Source organism: Acinetobacter sp. Ac_3412 (assembly GCF_013072675.1).
Taxonomy (GTDB): domain Bacteria; phylum Pseudomonadota; class Gammaproteobacteria; order Pseudomonadales; family Moraxellaceae; genus Acinetobacter; species Acinetobacter higginsii.
The window spans coordinates 67,785-90,021 of record NZ_LXUJ01000014.1; the positions used below are offsets into that span (position 1 = coordinate 67,785).

Here is a 22,237-nt window from a genome sequence, read left to right on the forward strand (position 1 = left end):
GAAGTATTACTTTGATTATTCGGCGTTATCTCGTCAAACAAGTGGTTTCGACATCTCTCGTCGTCATAGGTTTATTAACCCTGATTATGATGGGTGGTCGTTTAATCAAATATTTTGGCGTGGCAGCTCAAGGTCGTTTAGATGCAGGCATTTTATTTAGCATCATCGGCTATCGTTTGCCCGAATTTTTAACGCTGATTCTTCCTTTGGGTTTCTTCATTGCCTTGATGCTGGTGTTTGGTCGTCTTTATGTTGACCATGAAATGGCGGTGTTAAATGGCAGTGGTGTGAGTCGTAACCAGTTGGCACGCATGTTGTTACCGATGACGTTGGTCTATCTGGTGGTGCAAACCTGTTTAATGATTTGGATGGGACCATGGGGCTTACGTGAGTTTGAAAAACTGACCAGCACACAAGCGGTACGCACGGGCTTTGACTTGGTTCGTCCCAAGGAGTTTATTTCTTCAGGACCTTTTACGATTTATGCAGACTCATTGTCTGAAGATCGTAAGAATTTAAAAGAGATTTTCTTCTATCAAAAATCCAACCAAGAAGATAAACCAGACATCATGATTTTGGCGAAAGAAGCCACTCGTGTTGAAGTTGCTAATGATACGGCTAATGTTGTGGACTTGGTTCAAGGCCGCCGTTACGAGATTTATCCTAATCAGCCACGTTATCTTCAGGCAGAATTTCAATCTTATCGCTTACGTTTAGAAAATGATAAAGATGTGAAATTTGAAAGTGATGATGTAGAAGCATTGTCAATGTCCAAGCTTTGGCAGAAACGGGATGACTCCGTGGTTCGCAGTGAACTGGGATGGCGGATCTTTGGACCATTTATCATTATTGTGGGTTTGATGCTTGCTGTCGCATTGTCTGAAGTGAGTCCGCGTCAAGGGCGTTATTATCGTTTGATTCCTGCGATCTTTATTTTTGCCAGCTTAATTGTGGTATTGATCGCGATTAAGACTCGAATCAGTAAAGATGAGTTGGACATTTGGGCTTATCCAGCTGTGATTTTGGTTTATGCCATTGCAGCCGCAATTTTTGCACGTAAACAAAAATTAGCGCCTAAAATTAAGAAAAGTATGCAGCGAGTGGGGTTGTGATGTTAGCACGTCGAATAGTCGCCAAACATGTGACAAAAACCACGGTTCTAGCCATGCTCGGAACAACGCTGGTGTTATCTTTCCTACAAGTATTATTTACGTACCTTGGTGAATTGGGTTCGCTGAAACCTAACTATAATGCGTGGCAGGCTTTTCTGTTTGTGATGTGGGGTGCGCCGCGTTATTTATATGAAATCCTGCCTGTTGCTGCATTGATTGGCTCTGTTTTAGGACTGGGCGCACTTGCTTCGAATAGTGAACTGATCGTAATGCGTTCTGTTGGTATCAGTTTATGGCGAATTGTTGGCTGGGTCATGCGTTCAGCGCTGTTATTGATCGTACTGTCTTTTGTGTTGAGTGAATGGGTGATTCCTTATACCAACGAACAAGCTCAAAGTATTAAAAAACAACGCAGTGTAGCAGCTTTGGGCGAAGTCAAAGGCTATTGGTCACGTGAAGGGCAGCGCTTTATCTATATTGATTATGCCAACTCACAAGGTCAGTTACGCAATATTCAAACCATTGATTTTGATCAGGACCATCGCTTGCAGTCTTTTGTGACCGCTGAAAAAGGACAGTTTATTAAAGATGGTGAATGGCAGTTGTCCCAATCACATCAAGTGGATTTACTGGCGCAAGGCAATGCCATTAAAACGGATCATGAGCAGCAATCGCTTGGTTTAGCATTACAGCCGAAATATGTACATATGGTGACCTTGGACCCTGAAGATTTATCTCCAAGCCAATTGATTAGTTTCATGCGCTATATGGATGAATATAGCCAGGTTCCGAAGACCTATGAATTGGCCTTCTGGCAGAAAGTGACCTCACCATTTTCTTTAATTACCTTGGTGTTGATTGCTTGCTCCTTCATTTTTGGGCCATTACGTCAACAGTCAATGGGTTTCCGTTTGGTGATTTCACTGTTCACAGGTTTAGGCTTCTTCTATCTTCAAGATTTCTTGGGCTATGCAAGCTTAGTGTATGCACCTTCACCTGCATGGTTTGTGCTGATGCCAGTGGTGCTGATCTTTATGGTGGGAAGCTATCTGCTCTATCGAGCACGCTAAGCTTGATGGAGAGGTTCTATGATCAGGATTGATGAAAGCCATCAGTCAGGTCATGGAGAATTCGATTAAATTTCGGTAAAATAGACCGATCAAATGACAAACAGAGAGTCCATTATGACGGATGCAAATGCTGGCAAAATTCCTCACGTTCTGGTGATTATGGATGGCGTAGGACATCGTGAAGCAGTTGAAGATAATGCTTTTTTAGCGGCAAAAACGCCAAACCTCACTGCGATGAAGGCCAAGCATCCAAATAGTTTAATCTCAGGTTCAGGTGAAGATGTCGGCTTGCCTGATGGTCAAATGGGCAACTCTGAAGTCGGTCATATGAATTTAGGTGCAGGTCGTGTGCTGTACCAAGATTTCACTCGAATTACTAAAGATATCCGCACTGGTGCTTTTTTTGAGCATGAAGTTTTAGTTGATGCTGTAGAAAAAGCCAAACTAGCAAAGGGTGCTGTGCATGTGATGGGCCTGTTGTCTCAAGGTGGTGTTCATTCACATGAAGACCATATTGTGGCAATGTGTGAGCTGGCATTAAAACGTGGTGCGACAGTATATCTACATGCCTTCCTAGATGGACGTGACACTCCACCACGAAGTGCAAAGCCGTCATTAGAAAAACTAGATGCTTTATTTGCACAATATCCAAATCAGGGTCGTATCGTTTCGATGATTGGTCGTTACTTTGCGATGGACCGTGATAATCGTTGGGATCGTGTTGAACAAGCCTATCGCCTCATGACTGAAGGTGAGGCAGTACGTGTCGCCAACTCAGCAGTTGAAGGTTTAGAGCTTGCTTACGCTGCGAATGAAAATGATGAGTTTGTTAAAGCAACACGTATTGGCGAAATTGCTAAAGTGCAAGATGGTGACAGTGTTGTTTTTATGAACTTCCGTGCCGATCGTGCGCGTGAGATTACGCGTGCTTTTGTTGAAAAAGATTTTGCTGGATTTACCCGTAAAGTCGTTCCAAACCTGTCTAAGTTTGTCATGTTGACCCGTTATCAAGCGAGTATTGATGCACCTGTGGCGTATATGCCAGAAGGACTTAAAAACTCGATTGGTGAATATCTGTCAAGTTTGGGTAAGACCCAATTGCGTATTGCTGAAACTGAGAAGTATGCACACGTCACTTTCTTCTTCAGTGGTGGTCGTGAAGATGAATATGAAGGTGAAAAACGTATTCTCATTCCTTCGCCGAATGTTGCAACCTACGATTTAAAACCAGAAATGAGTGCTTATGAAGTAACTGATGAGTTAGTCAATGCAATCAATTCTGGTGAGTTTGACCTTTTAGTCGTGAACTATGCCAATGGTGATATGGTTGGGCATACGGGTGTGTTTGATGCTGCGGTGAAAGCCGTTGAAACCGTCGATAGCTGTCTAGGCCGTGTTTACGATGCTGTGATGGCAAACAAAGGGCATATGTTAATTACAGCGGATCATGGTAATGTAGAGCAAATGCAAGACTATGATAGTGGACAGGTTCATACCCAACATACCACAGAGTTGGTTCCATTTATTTATGTTGGTCCAACACAAGCAACGATTGCTGAAGATGGCGTATTAGCGGATGTGGCACCAACACTCTTGCATTTAATGAACATTCCTGTGCCGCCTGAAATGCAAGGCAAGAACTTAATTACTTTAAAATAAGGTGAATCAATGACCCAACACAACAACATTTACCGAGCGTTATGTGCAAGTGTGTTGATGTGTTGGGGACACAGTCTCTCAGCCGCACCAATCACCCATTCTTCTGGGTGGTCGAATGAAGACTCCAAGTCTGGTAATGCTGAAGTCCCGATTGAATCTATTCAACAATTTGTACAGATTTACGGCATCGTCAAAGATAACTATGTCGATAAAAAGTCGGATGATGCTTTATTCCAACAATCGATTAAGGGCTTGGTCAGTGGTCTAGATCGTTATTCCCGTTATTTATCTGCAGAAGAATACCGTCAACTGATTCAGTATACAGAGGGCGATTTAGCTTCTGTCGATTTCAATTTAAATTATGATGCACATTCGAAAATGTGGCAAATTCAGGATCTGAAGTCTGGTTCGGATTCGAGTAAGCTCGGTTTACGCAATGGACAAGTTATCCTAAAAGTGGATAACCAAGAACTGAAAAGCTTAAATCAAGACCAAGTACAAGGCCTGCTCTATGGCTCGATTGGAAGTACTGTCCAGATACAAACAGAGAATAATAGTACGACCATTTTGGTGAGAAACAAGAAAGTCGAAACTGATATTGAACCCGTTTTATTGCACAATCAGGTATTGGTGCTGAAAATACGTGTTTTTCAGCAAGATACGGCGAATGAGATTAAACGTTTGATTGAAGAATATAGTTCGACCAAACTTAAGGCCGTGGTATTCGATTTACGTAATAACCCAGGGGGCTTGCTTTCAGCCTCAGTCGAAGCGGCTGATCTATTTTTAAATCAGGGTTTAATTGTCACGACTAAAAGCCGTTCTGAAGGTGATCAGCAATTCCAAGCACTTCCTTCTAATGAATTTCAAAATATGAAATTAGGCATTTTAATCAACCGTCGTTCTGCTTCTGCTGCTGAAGTCTTTACAGCAGCATTAAAAGAGCATAAGCGTGCATGGGTGGTCGGTGAAAATAGTTATGGCAAAGGTGTGGTACAAAAGTTATTTCCCTTACCAAGTGGCGCTGCATTGCAGATGACGGTATCACACTATTACACTCCCAATGGCAATATGATTGAAGGTCAAGGCATTCAGCCAAATCAGACCTATGCTTTGTCTGCCGAGATGAAAGAAGATAATTATCTTGAGCATGTCACAGATCTGGTTTTAAAAAGTAGATATTAAAAAAAGCCCCTCAGTTGAGGGGCTTTTTTTAATATTGATTATTCATCATCTTCCGTATCTAAACCGAATTTTTTCAAACGGTAGCGTAACGAACGGAAGGTCATTCCCAACTTCTTCGCGGCTAAGGTTCGATTCCAATGGGTAAGATTCAATGCATTCAGAAGAATTTCTTTTTCAATATTCTCCAAATAGCGCTCCAAACCTTCCGGAGGAAGCTTCTTTGAACTCATGTTTGGGCTTGCAGAATATTGCGGTGTTTCAACTTCTTCAGTTGTCGTATTGGAAAATGAAGGTGCTGGGTTTGCCAATGAACTACGTAAAGGTGCAGTTTGGAGATGTGCCAAATCAATATTGTCATCGTCACTCAGCGTAATCGCACGTTCAATAATATTGCGCAATTCACGCACATTACCTGGGAAATATTGCTGTAATAAGAACTGCTCTGCACGTGAAGATAACGATTTTGCAGTGAGGTCCCATTCTTGACTAATCTTTTGAATAAAGTGATTGGCCAATAACAAAATATCCTGTCCACGTTCACGTAAAGGTGGCAGTACGATATCCATCACATGAATACGGAAGAACAAATCCTGACGGAAACGACCTTGCTGTACCAACAGTTCCAAATCTTGGTGACTGGCACTAATCACACGGAAATCTACATCAATCTCTTGATCTGAACCAACGGGACGAATTTTCTTTTCCTGTACGGCACGCAGCAATTTGACCTGCATATTTAAAGGTAGTTCGGCAATTTCATCCAAGAACAAACTCCCGCCGTGTGCAGACAGAATTAAGCCTTGCTTGTCCTGAGTCGCGCCAGTAAAACTGCCTTTTTTATGCCCGAATAGTTCACTTTCCATCAATTCAGTTGGAATCGCCCCACAGTTAATCGCAATAAAAGGGCCTTCGCTGCGATTACTTAAACGGTGGACCAGATTCGCAACCACTTCTTTGCCTGTTCCTGATTCACCTGTAATGAATACTGGGGCCTGGGAACGTGCAATTTTCTTTAAGGCGATGCGGAGCTGTTGAATAGGTGCAGAACGTCCAATTAACAGCTTGTTCTCTAAGGCTGTTTCGGCAGCCTCTTGTTCAGGCTGTGGACGGTTCAATGCTTTCTGAATCAATTGATCCAAATGCATCTGGTTGACAGGTTTACTGACGAAATCAAATGCGCCTGCTTTTAAGGCTGAAATGGCAATATCCATATTGCCGTAGGCAGTCAGTACCGCAATAGGCGTATTGGGATAGTTCTGTGTCACGTGTTTGACCAGATCCAAACCATTGCCATCTGGAAGATTTAAATCTGTTAAGCAAGCATCGTACTGGAATTCAGTAAAGAACTTTTTTGCCTGTTCGACCCGATAGGCCAGATGTGTCTTGATGCCCATACGCGCCAGCGTCATCTGCATTAAAAGACATAAATCTTCTTCGTCGTCTACCAATAAGACGAGTGGTTGTTTTGTTGCCATTTCCCCGAGAAACCTAATCTATAAATCAATGAGTTTTTGAGCATTCAATCCTGAAGCATGCTCCTTGTTGTCGCTCTATATAAGTGAGCTTTGCATGATTTGCCTCACAAAAAGTATGAGACAAATACAATCCTAAACCAGTTCCTTTAATTTCGGTACTAAAAAATGGTTTGAACAGTTGAGAAATATCCCGTTTTGAGACACCCGTCCCAAAATCGATGACATCAATGCAAGTTCGTCCGTCTTTTTCGTGCACCTCGACTTCAATATAAGGTGCATCAGTTGCATTGTGTCTTAATGCATTTCTAATTAAATTAATCAGCACTTGGCGTAATTGTTTTTCATCAAATAAGATGTTGGTTTGCTCTGTGAGTTTAATTTGAATTTGTTGTTTAGCATCTGCAAGATCTTCATTGAGTAAACTTTCAAAGAAGGAGCTCAGATCAATTTCTTGTGCTTCTGTCGGTTTATTTCGTGCCATTGCTAAGGTGTCTTGCACGATGCTATCAATCCGCTTGGCTTGTTTGCTAATCATGCGCGACAGCATTTCTTGTTGGTGGGTATCACTGTCTTTGAATAATTCATTGGCTTGCACAATAGCAGCCAAAGGATTGCGTATTTCATGGGCAATACTGGCTGACAGCTGACCAAGTGCGGCGAGTTTCAATTGCTGAACTTGCTGAGTCAGTTTCTGTGCATCTTTTAAGATCAATAACACTAAGGCTTGTTCAGGAACAATTAGATGCTTAACCCGAACGTTGATGGTGTATGAACTTTGCTGTGATTCAAAACTGAATTCTTCGCCATCTTCTAAGTCACTAAACTGAACCAGTTCAAATAAGTCGGGTTGTAATTTGATCAGTGGCGTTTTTTCTAAGGAAATCGGTAAATGGATACCTAATAGCGCATTGGCTGCAGGATTGGTTAATACGATATGGTTACTTTCATCCAGTACTAAATAGCCATCTTCGATTTGTTCTAAGATATAACGGTTAATATTCTGTAGTTGATGGATTTCAATGGATTGATGAAAAGTTAAAGTTTCTAGAATTTTAAAACGCTGTACTGCAATACGACCAATGGCATGAACTACAAAAAATAAAAACGCCAGAAAAACGCTATTTCCGAGGTGATTTAAATTATTGGCCTCAAAAAAGTCACCTAAAAAACGTTGGTAAACCACCATAATGACGGCAAATAAAGTAATAATCAGCGACAGGTGAGCGTTTAATAATATCGCAGAAGAAAAAATAATAATGACGTAAAGCAAGCTGAGTTGCAGATTTGGACCACCTGCAGAAAAGGTGATTAAGCTTAGGCAAATGACATCAATCAGAAAGATAAAAATCAACTGCTTTGAGGTCTGTATCGGGACAAGATGTAGTAAAAACAGTTGAAAAATGTTGAATGCGATATAGCAAATCAAGGTATAAAAATATAAGAAGGGATAAACATAGTTGCTGGAAAGTTGTTCAGCAGTCAGTAAATAAATTAACAGCAGGCTAATCGAAATGATTAGCCGATAGCCGCTATACCAAACCCCAAGCCGATAGACAGTTTGTGAGACTGACGACGCAATTTTCCCTAACATAGGCGCTTACTGTTATTTTAAGGTTTAATGAGTCCATAACGAATCGCAAGATGGGTGAGTTTGACATCACTATCAATGCTCAATTTTTCAAAAATACGATAACGATAGGTATTTACAGTTTTGACGCTTACGAATAATTTGTCAGCGATTTCTTGAGCACTAATACAATTCACCACCATCATGGCAACTTGCATCTCACGTTCTGATAGTGCATCAAAAGGAGATTGTTGTGTATCTGAAAGATAGGAGCTGGCCAATTGTTCAGCAATATCTGCACTAAAGTATTTTCCGCCTTGCATGACTTTGTTGATAGCACGAACCATTTCAGAAATCGGTGCACCTTTGGTGATATAGCCTTTCGCTCCTGCTTTTAATAACAGGGATGGATAGGGTTCTTCAGCAAGACCGCTGACGGCAATCACTTTGGTTTCAGGTGCACTTTGTAATAAGCGGCGAGTAGTTTCCACCCCACCAATACCTGGCATATTCACATCTAGTAACACCACTTGCGGGTGTTTCTGACGGACTAACGCAATGGCTTCTTCACCTGATTCAGCTTGCCCAATGACCTCTACATCGGGGTGGTCTTCCAACATACGACAAATTCCTGTGCGTACGAGTTCATGATCATCAACAACGAGAACAGTGATCAAGAAGACCTCCTTTTTTCAAAAAAACTGGTTTTTTGTTACATAAAGCAAAATTAGCTTGCAATGAAACGACAAAATTAGCAATCCTATTCTTCGTTTTTAGCGAATAGTTGTACACAATTGTGTCTATAAAAGCTTTACCCGATTTGTTTAAATGTAAGGCATAATGGTATTAAGCGCAAATGTGCAGCGTCCTGAGTTGAGTATTGTGTCGTGAAAAATTCTAAAAAATCTATCATGCATGTTTTAAGCATGTCTATCTTGTTGGCCTGGAGTTCAACAAGTTTTGCTGAACTGGTTGTGAATAACAATCCAGCTTCTTCGCGTGTGAGCGGTTCAGCTTCGATGAATTGGTCTGCAACTGATGCAAGTCAGTTTATGGAAGATGATGATCCAGTAGAAATTAGCCCACAAGGTTCAACCTCTGTTACCACGACATTGCGTAATGGCGGTTCAGCAACAATTACATCTTCAACGGCGCCACAGTCGTCGACACAGATTCGCGATACCTTTGGGTATAGCAGTCAGCCTTCAGTCAATGCACGCGCTGCTTTGGTGATGGACGCGCAAACGGGTGAAGTACTGTACAGTAAAAACAGTAATATGTCGGTACCTATTGCATCGATTACTAAGTTGATGACGGCTGTCGTCACGGCAGATGCACGTTTAAATATGTCAGAAGAAATTACGCTAGAGTCAATCGACTTTGCAGGTGCAGGCGGTAAGAACTCAAGTTCAACCCTACGCGCAGGCGATACCATGAATCGCGCAGAAGCACTTTTGTTTGCATTAATGAAGTCTGAGAATCCAGCTGCAGCTGCATTAGCACGTACCTATCCAGGTGGCCGTTCTGCATTTATTGCGGCAATGAATGCAAAAGCGAGGCAATTGGGTATGACATCTACGCGTTATGCTGAATCTACAGGTTTAGATCCACATAATGTTTCTTCAGCACGTGATTTGGGTATTCTGGTGAGTACCGCTTCACAATACGGCTTGATTCGTCAATTCTCTACCACACCGACCTACGACTTTAATTTAGGTTATCGTGTGCTGAAATCCAATAATACCAATGCGTTGGTACGTAATGGCGGTTGGAACATTAATTTGTCAAAAACAGGCTATATCAATGAAGCAGGTCGTTGTGTAGTGATGCATACCACTGTGAATTCACGCCCAGCGGTTGTGGTGTTATTAGGTGCGCCAAGTTCGCAAGCACGTAATAGTGATGCAACGAATTTATTAAGCTGGTTAAGCACTTTGCCAAAACGCGTTTAGTTCTCTTAAGTCAAAAAACTCCTCTTTATGGGGAGTTTTTTTATGGTTGCTGCAAAGAGCAATTTCTATATTCAGACCATAAAAAAACCAGTTGCAGGCAACTGGTTTTTTTATTTCGGTATGTATGCTTACATATTTGAAAGAATTGAATCTTTCACTTGATCCATCGTCGCGTCAATTGACAACATCACGGCATCAGCACATTGTTTGATTGCAGTGTCAGGATCTTTTAAGCCATTGCCTGTAACAGTACATACAATCACAGAACCTTCAGCAATTTTACCTGCTTTAAGGTCACGGATCGCACCACCGATAGATGCTGCTGAAGCAGGTTCAACAAACACACCTTCATACATTGAAAGCAAACGTTGTGCTTCTAGAATTTCAGCATCAGTCAGTTCATCAAACCAACCTTTAGAATCACGTACCACTGCTTTAGCATGGTTCCAGCTTTGTGGATTACCGATACGAATTGCTGTTGCAACCGTTTCTGGGTTTTCTACAGGTGCACCACGTAAGAATGGAGCAGCACCAGAAGCTTGATAACCGACCATTGTTGGTAAGCCTTCTGGTTTAGGACCAGTGAATTGATCTGTTGCAGCATCGTAAATCACTTGCTCAAACTGATCTGCAGGTTGGTTTGCAACCGCTTCGGTATAACCCATCCAGTGTGCTGTGATGTTACCTGCATTACCGACTGGTAAGCAGTGATAATCAGGAGCACGGCCCAATGCTTCTACGATTTCATAAGCAATAGTTTTTTGACCTTGCAGACGGTATGGGTTGATTGAGTTTACAATCGTTACAGGTGCTTGATCTGCAACTTCTTTGACCAGACGCATGCCGTCATCGAAGTTACCACGGATTTGCATAGTGATCGCGCCGTACATCATTGCCTGCGCCATTTTACCCATGGCAATTTTGCCTTCTGGGATTAATACGAATGCTTTGATGCCTGCACGCGCTGCATATGCCGCTGCGGCTGCTGAAGTATTGCCTGTAGATGCACAGATAATCGCTTTAGAGCCTTCTTCAACTGCTTTGGTCACCGCCATGGTCATACCACGGTCTTTAAATGAACCGGTCGGGTTCAGACCTTCGTATTTCACATAGATTTCTACGTTTTTGCCAATAATACGTGGAATGTTCTCTAGTTTAATCAGTGGGGTATTCCCTTCACCTAAAGAAATTGCGCGTGTAGTTGCAGACACGGGTAAACGGTCACGATAACGATCTACAAGACCAGTATAACGATTGGCATTCGACATGATGGTGTTCCAATATGAGGTAGAGCGGGGTGAGGGAAGTCATTTTCCCTCAACCTGATTAACTATCGAGCGATTCTAAACGAATTCTTACGATTTCGCCACGAATTGCAGGTAATGCTTGAATTTGTGCTAGTGCTTCATCCATTTTTGATTCAACGATCGGATCCGTTAAAATCACAATAGGAATCAAGTCTTTTAAGCGTGATTGCTGCATGATGGCATCAATACTAATGCCTGCACGGCTGAGAATCGTCGTGACATCAGCCAATACGCCAGTTTGGTCTTCAGCATTGAGACGGATGTAATAACCAGTGGTCATTTCTTCACGGCTCAAGATTGGCACGTTAGTCAATGCTTCAAAAGCAAGCTGAGGAATTGTTCCTGCACCGTCTTCGGTATATGAAATATCACGAACGATATCAATCACGTCAGCAACAACAGCAGAAGCGGTTGGACCTGCGCCTGCACCAGCACCGTAATACAAAGTAGGACCAACTGCATTGGCCTGTACCAAGACTGCATTTTTAACGCCATTGACGTTAGCAATCAATTCTTCAGCAGGAATTAAAGTTGGATGTACACGTAACTCAATGCCTTTATCTGCGCGACGTGCGATACCTAAGTGCTTGATACGGAAACCAAGTTCTTCTGCATATTTCACATCTTGCGCAGTGATTTTGCTGATGCCTTCGGTATAGACCTTATTAAATTGCAATGGGATACCAAAAGCACATGACGCCAAAATCGTGAGCTTATGTGCAGCATCAATGCCTTCAACATCAAAGGTTGGGTCAGCTTCAGCGTAGCCAAGTTCTTGCGCTTCTTTTAAAACGTCTTCAAAGGCACGGCCTTTTTCACGCATTTCAGTCAGAATGAAGTTGCCTGTACCATTAATGATGCCTGCAAGCCATTCGATATGGTTCGCAGCAAGACCTTCGCGGATCACTTTAATGATTGGGATACCACCCGCAACAGCTGCTTCATAGGCAATCTGAACAGCATTGTCTTCTGCTGCTTTAAACAGTTCATTACCATGTTCAGCCAGTAAAGCTTTGTTTGCAGTCACAACCTGTTTGCCATGTTTAATGGCTTCCATGATGACTTCATAAGCAGGATGAATGCCACCCATGACTTCGACCACCATATCAACATCTGGTTGACGGACGATCTCCATCAAGTCATCGCTTTGTTTAATGCCTTCGAGTTGTAAATCTGGACGTGGACGGCGTGTGCCTACGTGTGTAATTTGAATTTCTCGACCGGTACGGCGTTTAATTTCCGCAGCATTTTCTTGTAGTAATTTAAGGGCTCCACCACCTACAGTACCAAGACCGAGTATCGCCAGACGAACTGGTTTCACGTTACACTCCATTATATTCAATCATTTTAATGAAGCTTGATCATAGCTAAAAAAATGCGCAGACACTAGGGTCTGTTGTCACTTTATAAATGAATTGCGTTGACGGCTGAAAATCCTTCAGACTAGGCATGAAACGTAGGGAATGGCATTCCCTTGCCAAGTTTCATAACGACGTATGAGGGAGTTTTAGCCACAACCCTGTGGGACAGGGAGATTTTTGGCGCTTCTGCGTTATCTTGCGCAACTTTAGCCGTTGCTCATTATTTAGAGTGACTAAATTTCACAATCCATGCCTTGTATCGCCTAAAAATCTCCTCTGTCGCAATCATAGATAAAGTTGTAACAGACCCTATCCCGATCATCTTTAATCTGTCGCCCGAGTCTTTGCGAATGTGTGGTGTAGTTTGAACTTATTTGTTTAAGCGTTGTACGATTTCTTCAGGCGTCATATAACCCCCTAAATATTCGCCATCGACGTTATAAATAGCAGGCGTACCGTTCACGCCCATATTTAAACCCAGTTGATACTGGTCACGAACAGGGTTCTTACATTCAGCAGCCGAAACTGGTAAGCCTTTGGCAGCTTGATCGAAGGCAGCCTTACGGTCTTCACTACACCAAATCGCTTGCATGGTTGGCATGAATTGTTCGCCACGTGGCCAGGCGATGTAACGAACTTCGATTCCTTTGGCATTAATCTCTGATAAGTGTTCATGCAGTTTATGGCAATAAGGGCAGCTTGAATCTGTAAACACATAAATCACATGTTTAGCTTTGCCACCTTGCGCAGGATAAACGATTAAGTCTTCAGTTTTGAGTGAGGCTAAATGTTTTTTATTTTCGGTTGCTTGTAAGGCATCGCTGACATTGTGCAGTTGTTTATCACCTAAACGCACTACATCACCTTGAATAATGTATTGACCATCAGCAGTGGCATAGACTGAACCCATCCCTTCCAGACTCACCCAATAAAGGTTTGGAACTTCAGTTTTTTTGATGTTCAGGATTTTCGCGTTGATATTGGCTGTTTTAAAGTTTTTTTCTAAGGTCGAGACCAAACGCTGTTGTGCATTGCGTTCGTTTAATGTTGATGCTTCACCTGTCGCTGGTGCACTTGCTGTGAGCGCATCTTGTTTTTGTGCTGAGTTTTCTTTTGAGCAAGCACTGACTAATAATGTTGATGCTAATGTACAAGCAATTACAAGCTGAGACCGAGTAAACAACATATAGAACCTTTTTTGTACGAATTCATTTGTATAAGGGGCCTAGCATAACAAAAAAAATGAATCACTTCGTTAAATCTTGCATAGGCTCTGTGAACAGCATCAAGTTTTGCCTGAATCCTAGATAAAAGGTGGTTTTAGCCCCGTGGATGGTATTTACCATGCAATTCCTGCATCCGCTGTTGCGCGACATGGGTGTAAATTTGCGTAGTAGATAGGTCACTATGTCCAAGTAGCATTTGCACCACACGTAAATCTGCGCCGTGATTGAGTAGATGAGTTGCGAAAGCATGGCGTAAGGTATGGGGAGACAATTCCGCTTGAATATTAGCTTGTAGGGCATAACGCTTAATCGCATACCAAAAATTCTGTCGACTCATGATACCGCCATGTTGAGTGAGAAACAGATAGTCCGTGCTGCTTTTATACAGCTGTGGACGTGACTCAGCCAAATATCTTTCGATCCAATCACAGGCAAATTGACCCAGCGGAACGAGACGTTCTTTATTGCCCTTACCTGTGATTCGAACAAAGCCCTGTTTTAAGTTGATCAGTTCTAAACGTAAATTTAGTAATTCTGAAACACGTAGACCACAGGCGTACAGGACTTCGAACATGGCACGATCACGTAGGCCTAATGCTGTATTGATGTCAGGTGCATTGATTAATGCTTCTACATTTTGTTCAGATAAATCCTTGGGCAAGGCACGACCAATTTTAGGGGAATGGTGGGTGGCAACAGGATTATCGTCCCGTAATTTTTGTTCTCTTAAAAACTTATAAAACTGCCTTAAAGCAGAGAGACAACGTGCAATCGAACGAGGGCTTTTTCCTGCTTTGGTGAGGGCGATAAGAACATCCGCAATGTCATCACTAGACCATTGCGGTAATGCGGCGGTTTGATGTAATTCAGCACATTGAATCAGGTCGGATAAATAGGCGTTACGGGTATGTGGGCTCACGGTTTGAGCCACTAGATAATCCCGGAAACCCTGTAAAAAACTCAAATTTTCGGGGATGTTAACCGCAGCGGGAATACGAGGCTTTTTATTTAACATAAGGCGTTGAAGATATTTCTCAGTGAAAGAGGGCCGGGTATTTTAGAGAGAACACTGCCCTGATTTATTTTTGGTTGAATTGCACTGTAAAAGAAAAATGAATTGTTGTCGATCTGTCACAGAAGCAAATGCCACTGAGATTGGTTTTGGTAATTATTCTCATTTGCTTGTATACTAGCAAAAAAGGGTTAAGGGTTAGAAGCGGTGCGATTGTCAGCATTAAAAGTCAAGCAAACAGCGATGATTACGAAAGTAAATCGCGTGGTCGATGAGACAGAACAGCCAGATTTAGTTGCAGTTCGTTTAGAAAGTTTAGGCTTTGTGCCAGGTACACAAGTACAGGTGATTACCAAAGGCATCTTTGGTGGAGATCCGATTCTAATCCAGCTCGGTTTTACGCGTTTTGCGTTACGAAAAGCGGAAGCGGATAAAATTGAAATTCAACTTGAAGGAGCACCTGCATGAGTGATGCGTTACGTGTTGCCCTTGTGGGAAATCCAAACTGTGGTAAGACATCTTTATTTAACCATTTGACTGGTACACGCCAAAAAGTTGCCAACTATGCGGGTGTGACGGTTGAACGTAAAGTCGGGCACTTTCAGCTTCCTTCGGGGAAAGCGGTGCGTGTTCTGGATTTGCCAGGAACCTATAGTTTACAGGCGACCAGCCCAGATGAAGAAATTACCCGTGATGTCTGCCAAGGTAAAATTGTGGAAGAAGGGCAACAAGATGCCTTCTTGTGTGTGGTGGATGCAACCAACTTAAAGCTACATCTTGGTTTGGTGTTAGAAATTATTGAGTTGGGTCGTCCTATCCTTGTGGTGTTGAATATGATGGATGAAGCGCGTCGTCGCGGTATCCAGATCAATACACAAAAACTTTCTGAGCGTCTCGGTGTACCTGTGGTTGAAACGGTTGCAGTACGTAGTTCGGGCATTGAAAACTTATTGCACGCATTGGATCAAGGAAAGTACTCTGTTCCTCAGACTGAGCTCAGTGGTCTGGCAGGCACTCCACATCAAAAAATTGAAGTAATTTTCAAAGATGTGGTGAACTTTGTTGATCAGGAAGATAAGCGTACTGATTTTCTAGATAAGATTTTCCTACATCCAGTGCTTGGCCTACTTAGCCTTGCAATCATGATGTTCATCGTCTTCCAAGCTGTTTTTTCATGGGCAGAACCATTTAAGGGCGCAATCGAAGATGGTGTAGTGCCATGGTTGGGAGAGTGGTTGACGGAAACAATTAGTCATCCTGTGCTGCAAAGCTTGTTGGTTGATGGTGTGCTTGCTGGTGCGGGGACTGTGGTTGCATTCTTACCGCAAATTTTAATCCTATTCTTCTTCATTCTTGTACTGGAAGAGTCGGGTTATCTACCACGTGCCGCATTTTTGCTTGACAAATTGATGTTCAAAGCGGGTTTGAGTGGGCGCTCTTTTATCCCGTTGTTATCGAGTTTTGCTTGTGCAATTCCGGGCATTATGGCAACCCGCAGTATTAGTGATCCACGTGATCGTTTTACCACGATCATGGTTGCGCCGTTAATGACCTGTTCTGCACGCTTGCCTGTTTATGCCTTGTTGATTGGTGCATTTATTCCAAGTGAAACGGTATTGGGGATCTTTAATTTGCAAGGTCTCGTGCTGTTCGGTTTATATATGGGGGGCATTGTAAGTGCGCTCTGTGTTGCATTTGTGATGAAATTTTTGCAAAAGGACAAAACCCAGCATGCTTTGTTGATGGAATTACCAAGCTATCGTTTTCCTGATATGAGAAGTGTGGCAATCGGTTTACTAGAGCGTGCAAAAATCTTCTTGCGTCGTGTTGGTGGAATCATTGTTGCCTTGACCGTAATTCTTTGGTTCTTGTGTACTTTCCCACAAGCTCCTGAAGGTGCGACACAACCTGCGATTGATTATAGCTTGGCGGGTATGCTTGGGCATTTATTACATCCAATTTTCGCGCCTTTAGGTTTTAACTGGCAGATTGTCGTTGCACTTATTCCAGCTATGGCTGCACGTGAAGTTGTGGTTGCTGCTTTGGGTACCGTGTATGCCTTATCAGGGGCAGATGATGATGCAGTTGCACAAGGTTTGACTCATCTGATCAGTGCTGATGGTTCGGGTTGGTCATTGGCAACTGGCTTGTCATTATTGGTCTGGTTTATCTATGCACCACATTGTTTAGCCACTTTAGCAACAGTACGCCGTGAAACAGGCTCATGGAAACATGTCGCGGTCATGACGGTTTATCTATTTGGTTTGGCTTATTTAATGTCGTTCTTCACCTACCAAATTGCATCACGCATTTGGGGTTAAGAAATCCCACCTCGCCTCCCTTTAAAAAGGGAGGGAATCATTGGAGAGACGCTTATGTTTGAGTACTTGATTGTTGCTGTATTGGTGCTGTGGAGTGCTGTTGTAGTGTTTAAGAAGGTGCTTCCTCAAACAGCAAGTTCAGCATTTCTGAGTCTGTCAAATCTTTGTCAGCGACTAGGTTGGCAACGTTTGGCGACATGGTTAAAACCGAAAATGGCAGCTGGTTGTGGCGGAAATTGTGGTTGTTCTACGGATGAAGCGGAGAACAAAAAAGCAGAGCCTGTTCAAACAGTGAAATGGCGTTAAGCGCAATCTTAAAATTGCCCATCTTAAGATGGGCAATTTTTTTTGGAAAAGAAAAAAATGAATCATACGGATATGAGTGAGAAGACATCGTTAAGCTTAAAACATAAATGGATTTTATTGGGTTTTGTGCTATTGATGACACTGCTTTATCTTTCTGCTTTGTCTAAAGGTCTAAATATTTATAAAGAAACAGTTTCATGGTTATTTTCATGTTCCATCTTGACGTATCTATGGTTAAGACCCGAATTGATTGAACTTAAATTCAAGCACTATACATTTAAATCTGTAGATTGGCTGGGTGCTGTGATCCTAGTTTTATTGGGGATTGGCTTTTTCATACCTGCCTAAGCTTTTACGCACTGACACAAAAAAGATTGAATAAAACCAAAACTGAAAAAGCATTTAAAACAGTAAAGTGCTAACATTTTTGCCATTCTGTAATCTGCAAAAAATGGGGCGAAAATGTTAATACAACGTGGTGGATTAAAAGTTGTGGCTGGCTTGGGTATTTCCGGTGTTTCAGCAGTTAACTTTCTACATGAACAGGGCTACCAAGTTGCAGTAACAGATTCACGCGCAACCCCACCTGGACATGATCAGATTCCAGCAGGTGTTCGTACCAGTTTTGGTCAACTCGATACCGAGCTTTTATTGCAAGCAGAAGAAATTATTCTGAGTCCAGGGCTTGCACCTCAACTTCCAGAAATTCAACAGGCCATTGAAAAAGGTATTCCAGTGGTTGGTGATATTCAATTATTACGCCGTGCGACTGAGGCGCCGATTATTGCAATTACAGGATCAAACGCAAAAAGTACCGTGACCACATTAATCGGCTTGATGGCACAAGATGCTGGTAAAAAGGTGGCTGTCGGTGGCAATTTAGGTCGCCCTGCATTAGATTTATTAAAAGATAAACCTGATTTGATTATTTTAGAGTTATCGAGCTTTCAACTTGAAACCACATCACATTTAAATGCAGAAGTTGCTGTGGTGTTGAATATGAGTGAAGATCACCTAGATCGTCATGGTGATATGTTGGGTTATCACAAAGCCAAACATCGCATTTTTCAGGGTGTGAAAAAGGTCGTTTATAACCGTGATGACAATCTAAGCCGTCCATTGGTTCCAGATGTTACCCCAATGCAAAGTTTTGGTCTGAATGCACCTGATTTAAATCAATATGGTGTGTTGCGTGATGCCGATGGCAGCATGTGGTTAGCACGTGGAAGAGAGCGTTTGCTGAGAACCTCTGAGATGTACATTCAAGGCATGCACAACGTTGCTAATGCGTTGGCGTGTTTGGCATTGGGTGAGGCGATTGGTTTGCCTACAGATTCGATGTTTGAAACGCTTAAGCATTTTAAGGGCTTGGAACATCGTTGTGAGTATGTCGAAACGATTGATGGTGTACGCTATTACAATGATTCTAAAGGCACCAATGTCGGTGCGACGCTAGCTGCAATTGATGGCCTTGGTGCTGCAATTGAAGTGAACAAAGGGAAGTTAGCCTTGATCTTAGGTGGGCAAGGCAAGGGGCAGGATTTCAAGCCTCTCCGTGATGCGATTCAAAAATATGTGAAATCAGTGATTCTCATTGGTGAAGATGCTGCGGTGATTGAACAGGCGATTCAAGGTACAACAGTTATTCAGCATGCAAATAGCTTAAAAGAAGCGGTCGAACTGGCTCAAAAAGCCACACAAGCGGAAGATGTCGTTTTACTTTCACCAGCTTGTGCAAGCTTTGATATGTTTAAAAGCTACAATGATCGTGGGCATCAATTCGTGGCATGTGTAAATGCCTTGAACGAAAAGAAGAACTAGGAACAAGACTATGGCTGATTTAGCCCAAAATACGGTGCAAAAGATTTCGCAGTTGCTGAATCGTTTACCCAAGCTTCCAGCAGAAATGACAGCGCGGAATATCCTGATTTTTTGTGTGATTTCTTTACTGTGTTTCGGTTCGGTTATGGTGGCATCTGCTTCGATGCCATATGCAGAATATATTCATGAAAGCCCATTTTATTTCTTGATTCGTCATGGTATTTCGATTGTCGTGGCTGCGCTGGTGGCGTTTCTGACCTATCGGGTATCATTAAATCTGTGGTTTAAAAATGCCTTTCCTTTATGGCTAATCACCATTGTGCTGTTGTTAGCCGTGTTGGTTGTGGGCTCTGAAGTGAATGGTGCACATCGCTGGATTAAGGTCGGTGGTTTTACTTTGCAGCCAACCGAGATTGCCAAAATTGTGATGGCGATTTTCACCGCAGACTATGTGGTGCGTCGTGCCAAAGAAGTCCGTACCCACTGGAAAGGTTTATTGCGTTTAAGTGGGGTGATGGCCTTAACCGTTGGTTTTATTGTTGCTGAGCCTGACTTGGGTGCAACAGTCGTTATCGTATTAATGATGGTAGGTGTATTCTTCTTGGCGGGTGCACCTGCAACACAGTTCTTGATTATGCTGGGTGCAATCTTTGCGGGTGTCAGTGCATTAATTATTTTCGAACCATTCCGTTTCCAGCGTTTGATTTCGTTTACTAACCCTTGGGCAGATCCATTGGGTGTGGGGTATCAACTCTCCAATGCTTTGATGGCCTTTGGTCGTGGTGAGTGGTTTGGTACGGGCTTAGGGCACAGTGTGCAGAAGCTCTCATATCTACCTGAAGCACATACCGACTTTATGTTGGCGGTGTTAGGTGAGGAGTTTGGTTTCTTTGGCGTGTCGATCGTGATGGTGCTGTCGTTTACTATGCTGGCGTGTTGTATCCGTATTGGTCACCGTGCCTTACAGCATAATTACTTACGTGCAGGTTATCTGGCCTACGGGATTAGTATCATCTTCCTGATGCAGATTTTGGTCAATGCAGGCATGAATATGGGCTTGATGCCAACCAAAGGTTTGACTCTACCTTTCATTAGTTATGGCGGTACGTCACTCATGATGTGTGCGGCGATGATTAGCTTGATTCTCAAAATTGATGCGTCAACGCAAGAGTTGAATCCTGTAAAAGAAGAGTCGAACTTCTAACTACATTTAAATTAAAAGCCCTGACAATGTTCAGGGTTTTTTATGATTTATTGAAAAGTTCCTGCTAAATGAATGCCGAGAGGGATCGAGTTTAAATCCCATTGTTGCACTGCTTGTTGCAACATAATATGGGGTTGATTCAGTTCCACCGCAGGTTGGCCTAAAGCCAAGATCGCTTGCTGTAACAGTTTGGGGGCTTGAGTGATATCCAGTGCTTGCGCTAGATTCTGTTTAGACAGTTTTTGCCCTTGATCGTTCATGGCAAGCGGTAAATGCATATAGCTTAAACTTGGATAACCCAGTAAAGAACCTAACCAGATTTGTCGGGCAGTGTTATCGAGTAAGTCCGCACCGCGTACAACATGCGTGATGCCTTGCAGATAATCATCGACCACCACTGCCAATTGATAGCTGATAATGCCATCACGACGTTTTAAGACAAAGTCACCCAGATCATGCTGTAAGTTAGAACACTGCTGGCCTTGTAATCGATCTTGAAAGCAAATCAGTTGGCCGGAAACTTTTAAGCGAATGGCCTGATCAGCAAAATCAAGATTGAGATTGAGGCAGGTTCCAGCATAGATATGATTGGAACCCAGCATTTTACGGGTACATTGGCAGGCATAAATCGCATTGAATTGCTTGAGTTGCTCAAGCACCTGCTCATAGATCTCGAAACGATCTTTTTGAAAAATAATTTCTGCATCGGGTTCAAATTGAAAGGCATCAATGCAAGAGAGAATGTGTGCTTCGCTATTGGGATAAATGCGAGGGATGTCGGTATCTTCAATCCGAACCAGCCATTGGCCGTGATTGGCTTTGGCATCACAATAACTGGCAACTGCGGTGAGCAGGGAGCCAAAATGCAATGGGCCGGTTGGCGATGGCGCAAACCGACCCACATATGAGCGGAGATCAAGCAAAGCATTACTTTGCTTAACTTCATGGCTCAACACGGTTTTCAAAATTAACCGTTATTTTGCTTTTCTTTGATTTCAGCCAAAGTTTTGCAATCGATACATAAAGTCGCAGTTGGGCGAGCTTCTAAACGACGTAAGCCAATCTCGATACCACAAGTTTCACAGAAACCGTAGTCTTCGTTTTGAATCGCTTCAATCGATTGTTCGATTTTGCGAATGAGTTTGCGTTCACGATCACGTGTGCGTAATTCAATCGCAAATTCTTCTTCTTGCGTCGCGCGGTCATTGACGTCAGGAAGTGCACTAGATTCGTCTTGCATCGTATTTAAAGTACGATCAACTTCAGACATTAACTCTGCTTTCCATGCATTTAAAATTTGGCGGAAATGCTCAAGTTGTCCTTCAGACATATATTCTTCATTTTTCTTTGGCTGATAAGGCGCAATTCCAAATAAGCTCGCAGTCGTACCACCTTCTGAAGCTTTAGGTTTGGTTTTACGTGTACGTTTCACAGCCAATTTTTGATCGTCGATCACGTCTGTTTGTTCGTCCAAGACTTGATTTTGGTTGTCATTCGCCATATAGGGCATTCCTCATCTTACACGTACTATCTATACGCAAAAAATATGGTGATATGCAAGTGTTTTTATAGAAACCTGAGATGGTTTTTCCCATCAAGGGTCGACATCATATAGAGTTTTTGAGCAAGATGGTAGTCATTCCCGTCCAGATTTTGTCT

At 42.6% G+C, this 22,237-nt stretch carries 20 protein-coding genes; 11 read left to right on the forward strand and 9 right to left on the reverse strand.

All coding sequences use genetic code 11. The features are described from left to right. Positions 1-11 precede the first annotated feature (11 nt). The 4 genes from lptF (at position 12) to A7P54_RS17485 (ending at position 5,026) form a co-directional block, all read left to right on the forward strand. Positions 12-1,112, forward strand: a complete 1,101-nt coding sequence (gene lptF / locus A7P54_RS17470; RefSeq protein ID WP_004802139.1) for an LPS export ABC transporter permease LptF — start codon at positions 12-14, stop codon at positions 1,110-1,112. Next, positions 1,112-2,182 carry an LPS export ABC transporter permease LptG gene (lptG, locus tag A7P54_RS17475; RefSeq protein ID WP_004802141.1) on the forward strand — a complete coding sequence of 357 codons (1,071 nt, stop codon included), beginning with the start codon at positions 1,112-1,114 and terminating at the stop codon, positions 2,180-2,182. The genes lptF and lptG overlap by 1 nt, the downstream gene beginning before the upstream one ends. 114 nt (positions 2,183-2,296) lie before the next feature. Beyond that, a complete protein-coding gene (gpmI, locus tag A7P54_RS17480) occupies positions 2,297-3,841 on the forward strand; it encodes a 2,3-bisphosphoglycerate-independent phosphoglycerate mutase (RefSeq protein ID WP_171550355.1) in 1,545 nt (514 codons plus the stop codon). 9 nt (positions 3,842-3,850) lie between these two features. After that, entirely contained in the window at positions 3,851-5,026 is a 1,176-nt protein-coding gene (locus A7P54_RS17485; RefSeq protein ID WP_171550356.1) for a S41 family peptidase, read from the forward strand. Positions 5,027-5,064: 38 nt separating this feature from the next. Here the strand turns inward: A7P54_RS17485 and A7P54_RS17490 are convergent, their stop codons facing one another. From A7P54_RS17490 to A7P54_RS17500, 3 genes are read right to left on the reverse strand one after another with little or no spacing between them, the layout of a single operon-like run. Beyond that, complete coding sequence (locus A7P54_RS17490) at positions 5,065-6,501, reverse strand: sigma-54 dependent transcriptional regulator (RefSeq protein WP_004802148.1); 1,437 nt, start codon at positions 6,499-6,501, stop codon at positions 5,065-5,067. 25 nt (positions 6,502-6,526) lie between these two features. After that, complete coding sequence (locus tag A7P54_RS17495; protein WP_004802151.1) at positions 6,527-8,092, reverse strand: ATP-binding protein; 1,566 nt, start codon at positions 8,090-8,092, stop codon at positions 6,527-6,529. Between the two features lie 17 nt (positions 8,093-8,109). Beyond that, entirely contained in the window at positions 8,110-8,745 is a 636-nt protein-coding gene (locus A7P54_RS17500) for a response regulator (protein WP_004802154.1), read from the reverse strand. Between the two features lie 210 nt (positions 8,746-8,955). Here A7P54_RS17500 and pbpG point away from each other — a divergent pair, with 210 nt between their 5' ends. After that, positions 8,956-10,020, forward strand: coding sequence for a D-alanyl-D-alanine endopeptidase PBP7/8 (gene pbpG, locus A7P54_RS17505; RefSeq protein WP_157411923.1), 1,065 nt, complete (start codon positions 8,956-8,958; stop codon positions 10,018-10,020). A gap of 128 nt (positions 10,021-10,148) precedes the next feature. Here pbpG and thrC read toward each other — a convergent pair whose 3' ends face one another. The 4 genes from thrC to xerD form a co-directional block, all read right to left on the reverse strand. After that, on the reverse strand, positions 10,149-11,288 hold the full coding sequence (thrC, locus tag A7P54_RS17510) for a threonine synthase (RefSeq protein WP_004802157.1): 1,140 nt from the start codon (positions 11,286-11,288) through the stop codon (positions 10,149-10,151). Positions 11,289-11,346: 58 nt separating this feature from the next. Then, a complete protein-coding gene (locus A7P54_RS17515) occupies positions 11,347-12,648 on the reverse strand; it encodes a homoserine dehydrogenase (protein ID WP_004802159.1) in 1,302 nt (433 codons plus the stop codon). Between the two features lie 410 nt (positions 12,649-13,058). Then, a complete protein-coding gene (locus A7P54_RS17520; protein ID WP_171550357.1) occupies positions 13,059-13,874 on the reverse strand; it encodes a DsbC family protein in 816 nt (271 codons plus the stop codon). 134 nt (positions 13,875-14,008) lie between these two features. After that, positions 14,009-14,929, reverse strand: coding sequence for a site-specific tyrosine recombinase XerD (gene xerD / locus A7P54_RS17525; RefSeq protein ID WP_171550358.1), 921 nt, complete (start codon positions 14,927-14,929; stop codon positions 14,009-14,011). Between the two features lie 204 nt (positions 14,930-15,133). Between xerD and A7P54_RS17530 the strand changes: the two genes are divergently transcribed. From A7P54_RS17530 to ftsW, 6 genes are all read left to right on the forward strand, one after another. After that, on the forward strand, positions 15,134-15,394 hold the full coding sequence (locus A7P54_RS17530) for a FeoA family protein (RefSeq protein WP_004656347.1): 261 nt from the start codon (positions 15,134-15,136) through the stop codon (positions 15,392-15,394). After that, positions 15,391-17,247: a ferrous iron transporter B gene (locus A7P54_RS17535; RefSeq protein WP_171550359.1), complete on the forward strand. Its 1,857-nt coding sequence runs from the start codon at positions 15,391-15,393 to the stop codon at positions 17,245-17,247. Before A7P54_RS17530 ends, A7P54_RS17535 begins: the two co-directional genes overlap by 4 nt. A 54-nt stretch (positions 17,248-17,301) precedes the next feature. Next, the gene (locus tag A7P54_RS17540; RefSeq protein ID WP_005200588.1) at positions 17,302-17,553 is read left to right on the forward strand and encodes a DUF6587 family protein; all 252 of its coding nucleotides are present in this window, start codon (positions 17,302-17,304) and stop codon (positions 17,551-17,553) included. A gap of 57 nt (positions 17,554-17,610) precedes the next feature. Further along, positions 17,611-17,901 (forward strand): hypothetical protein, encoded by a 291-nt coding sequence (locus A7P54_RS17545; RefSeq protein WP_171550360.1) that lies wholly within the window; start codon positions 17,611-17,613, stop codon positions 17,899-17,901. Positions 17,902-18,015: 114 nt separating this feature from the next. After that, complete coding sequence (gene murD / locus A7P54_RS17550) at positions 18,016-19,374, forward strand: UDP-N-acetylmuramoyl-L-alanine--D-glutamate ligase (protein ID WP_171550361.1); 1,359 nt, start codon at positions 18,016-18,018, stop codon at positions 19,372-19,374. Between the two features lie 10 nt (positions 19,375-19,384). Continuing rightward, a complete protein-coding gene (gene ftsW, locus A7P54_RS17555; protein WP_004802173.1) occupies positions 19,385-20,578 on the forward strand; it encodes a putative lipid II flippase FtsW in 1,194 nt (397 codons plus the stop codon). Positions 20,579-20,625: 47 nt separating this feature from the next. Here ftsW and gluQRS read toward each other — a convergent pair whose 3' ends face one another. Both gluQRS and dksA read right to left on the reverse strand, forming a co-directional pair. Beyond that, positions 20,626-21,534, reverse strand: a complete 909-nt coding sequence (gene gluQRS / locus A7P54_RS17560) for a tRNA glutamyl-Q(34) synthetase GluQRS (protein ID WP_171550471.1) — start codon at positions 21,532-21,534, stop codon at positions 20,626-20,628. Positions 21,535-21,545: 11 nt separating this feature from the next. Further along, positions 21,546-22,079 (reverse strand): RNA polymerase-binding protein DksA, encoded by a 534-nt coding sequence (gene dksA, locus A7P54_RS17565; protein WP_005191824.1) that lies wholly within the window; start codon positions 22,077-22,079, stop codon positions 21,546-21,548. Between the last annotated feature and the right edge of the window lie 158 nt (positions 22,080-22,237).

Bases quoted from the DNA above. Each gene is read 5' to 3' on its own strand.
- lptG (WP_004802141.1), top strand. From the start codon at position 1,112: ATGTTAGCACGTCGAATAGTCGCCAAACATGTGACAAAAACCACGGTT.
- gpmI (WP_171550355.1), top strand. From the start codon at position 2,297: ATGACGGATGCAAATGCTGGCAAAATTCCTCACGTTCTGGTGATTATG.
- A7P54_RS17485 (WP_171550356.1), top strand. From the start codon at position 3,851: ATGACCCAACACAACAACATTTACCGAGCGTTATGTGCAAGTGTGTTG.
- A7P54_RS17490 (WP_004802148.1), bottom strand. From the start codon at position 6,501: ATGGCAACAAAACAACCACTCGTCTTATTGGTAGACGACGAAGAAGAT.
- A7P54_RS17495 (WP_004802151.1), bottom strand. From the start codon at position 8,092: ATGTTAGGGAAAATTGCGTCGTCAGTCTCACAAACTGTCTATCGGCTT.
- thrC (WP_004802157.1), bottom strand. From the start codon at position 11,288: ATGTCGAATGCCAATCGTTATACTGGTCTTGTAGATCGTTATCGTGAC.
- A7P54_RS17520 (WP_171550357.1), bottom strand. From the start codon at position 13,874: ATGTTGTTTACTCGGTCTCAGCTTGTAATTGCTTGTACATTAGCATCA.
- xerD (WP_171550358.1), bottom strand. From the start codon at position 14,929: ATGTTAAATAAAAAGCCTCGTATTCCCGCTGCGGTTAACATCCCCGAA.
- A7P54_RS17535 (WP_171550359.1), top strand. From the start codon at position 15,391: ATGAGTGATGCGTTACGTGTTGCCCTTGTGGGAAATCCAAACTGTGGT.
- A7P54_RS17540 (WP_005200588.1), top strand. From the start codon at position 17,302: ATGTTTGAGTACTTGATTGTTGCTGTATTGGTGCTGTGGAGTGCTGTT.
- A7P54_RS17545 (WP_171550360.1), top strand. From the start codon at position 17,611: ATGAATCATACGGATATGAGTGAGAAGACATCGTTAAGCTTAAAACAT.
- murD (WP_171550361.1), top strand. From the start codon at position 18,016: ATGTTAATACAACGTGGTGGATTAAAAGTTGTGGCTGGCTTGGGTATT.
- ftsW (WP_004802173.1), top strand. From the start codon at position 19,385: ATGGCTGATTTAGCCCAAAATACGGTGCAAAAGATTTCGCAGTTGCTG.
- dksA (WP_005191824.1), bottom strand. From the start codon at position 22,079: ATGGCGAATGACAACCAAAATCAAGTCTTGGACGAACAAACAGACGTG.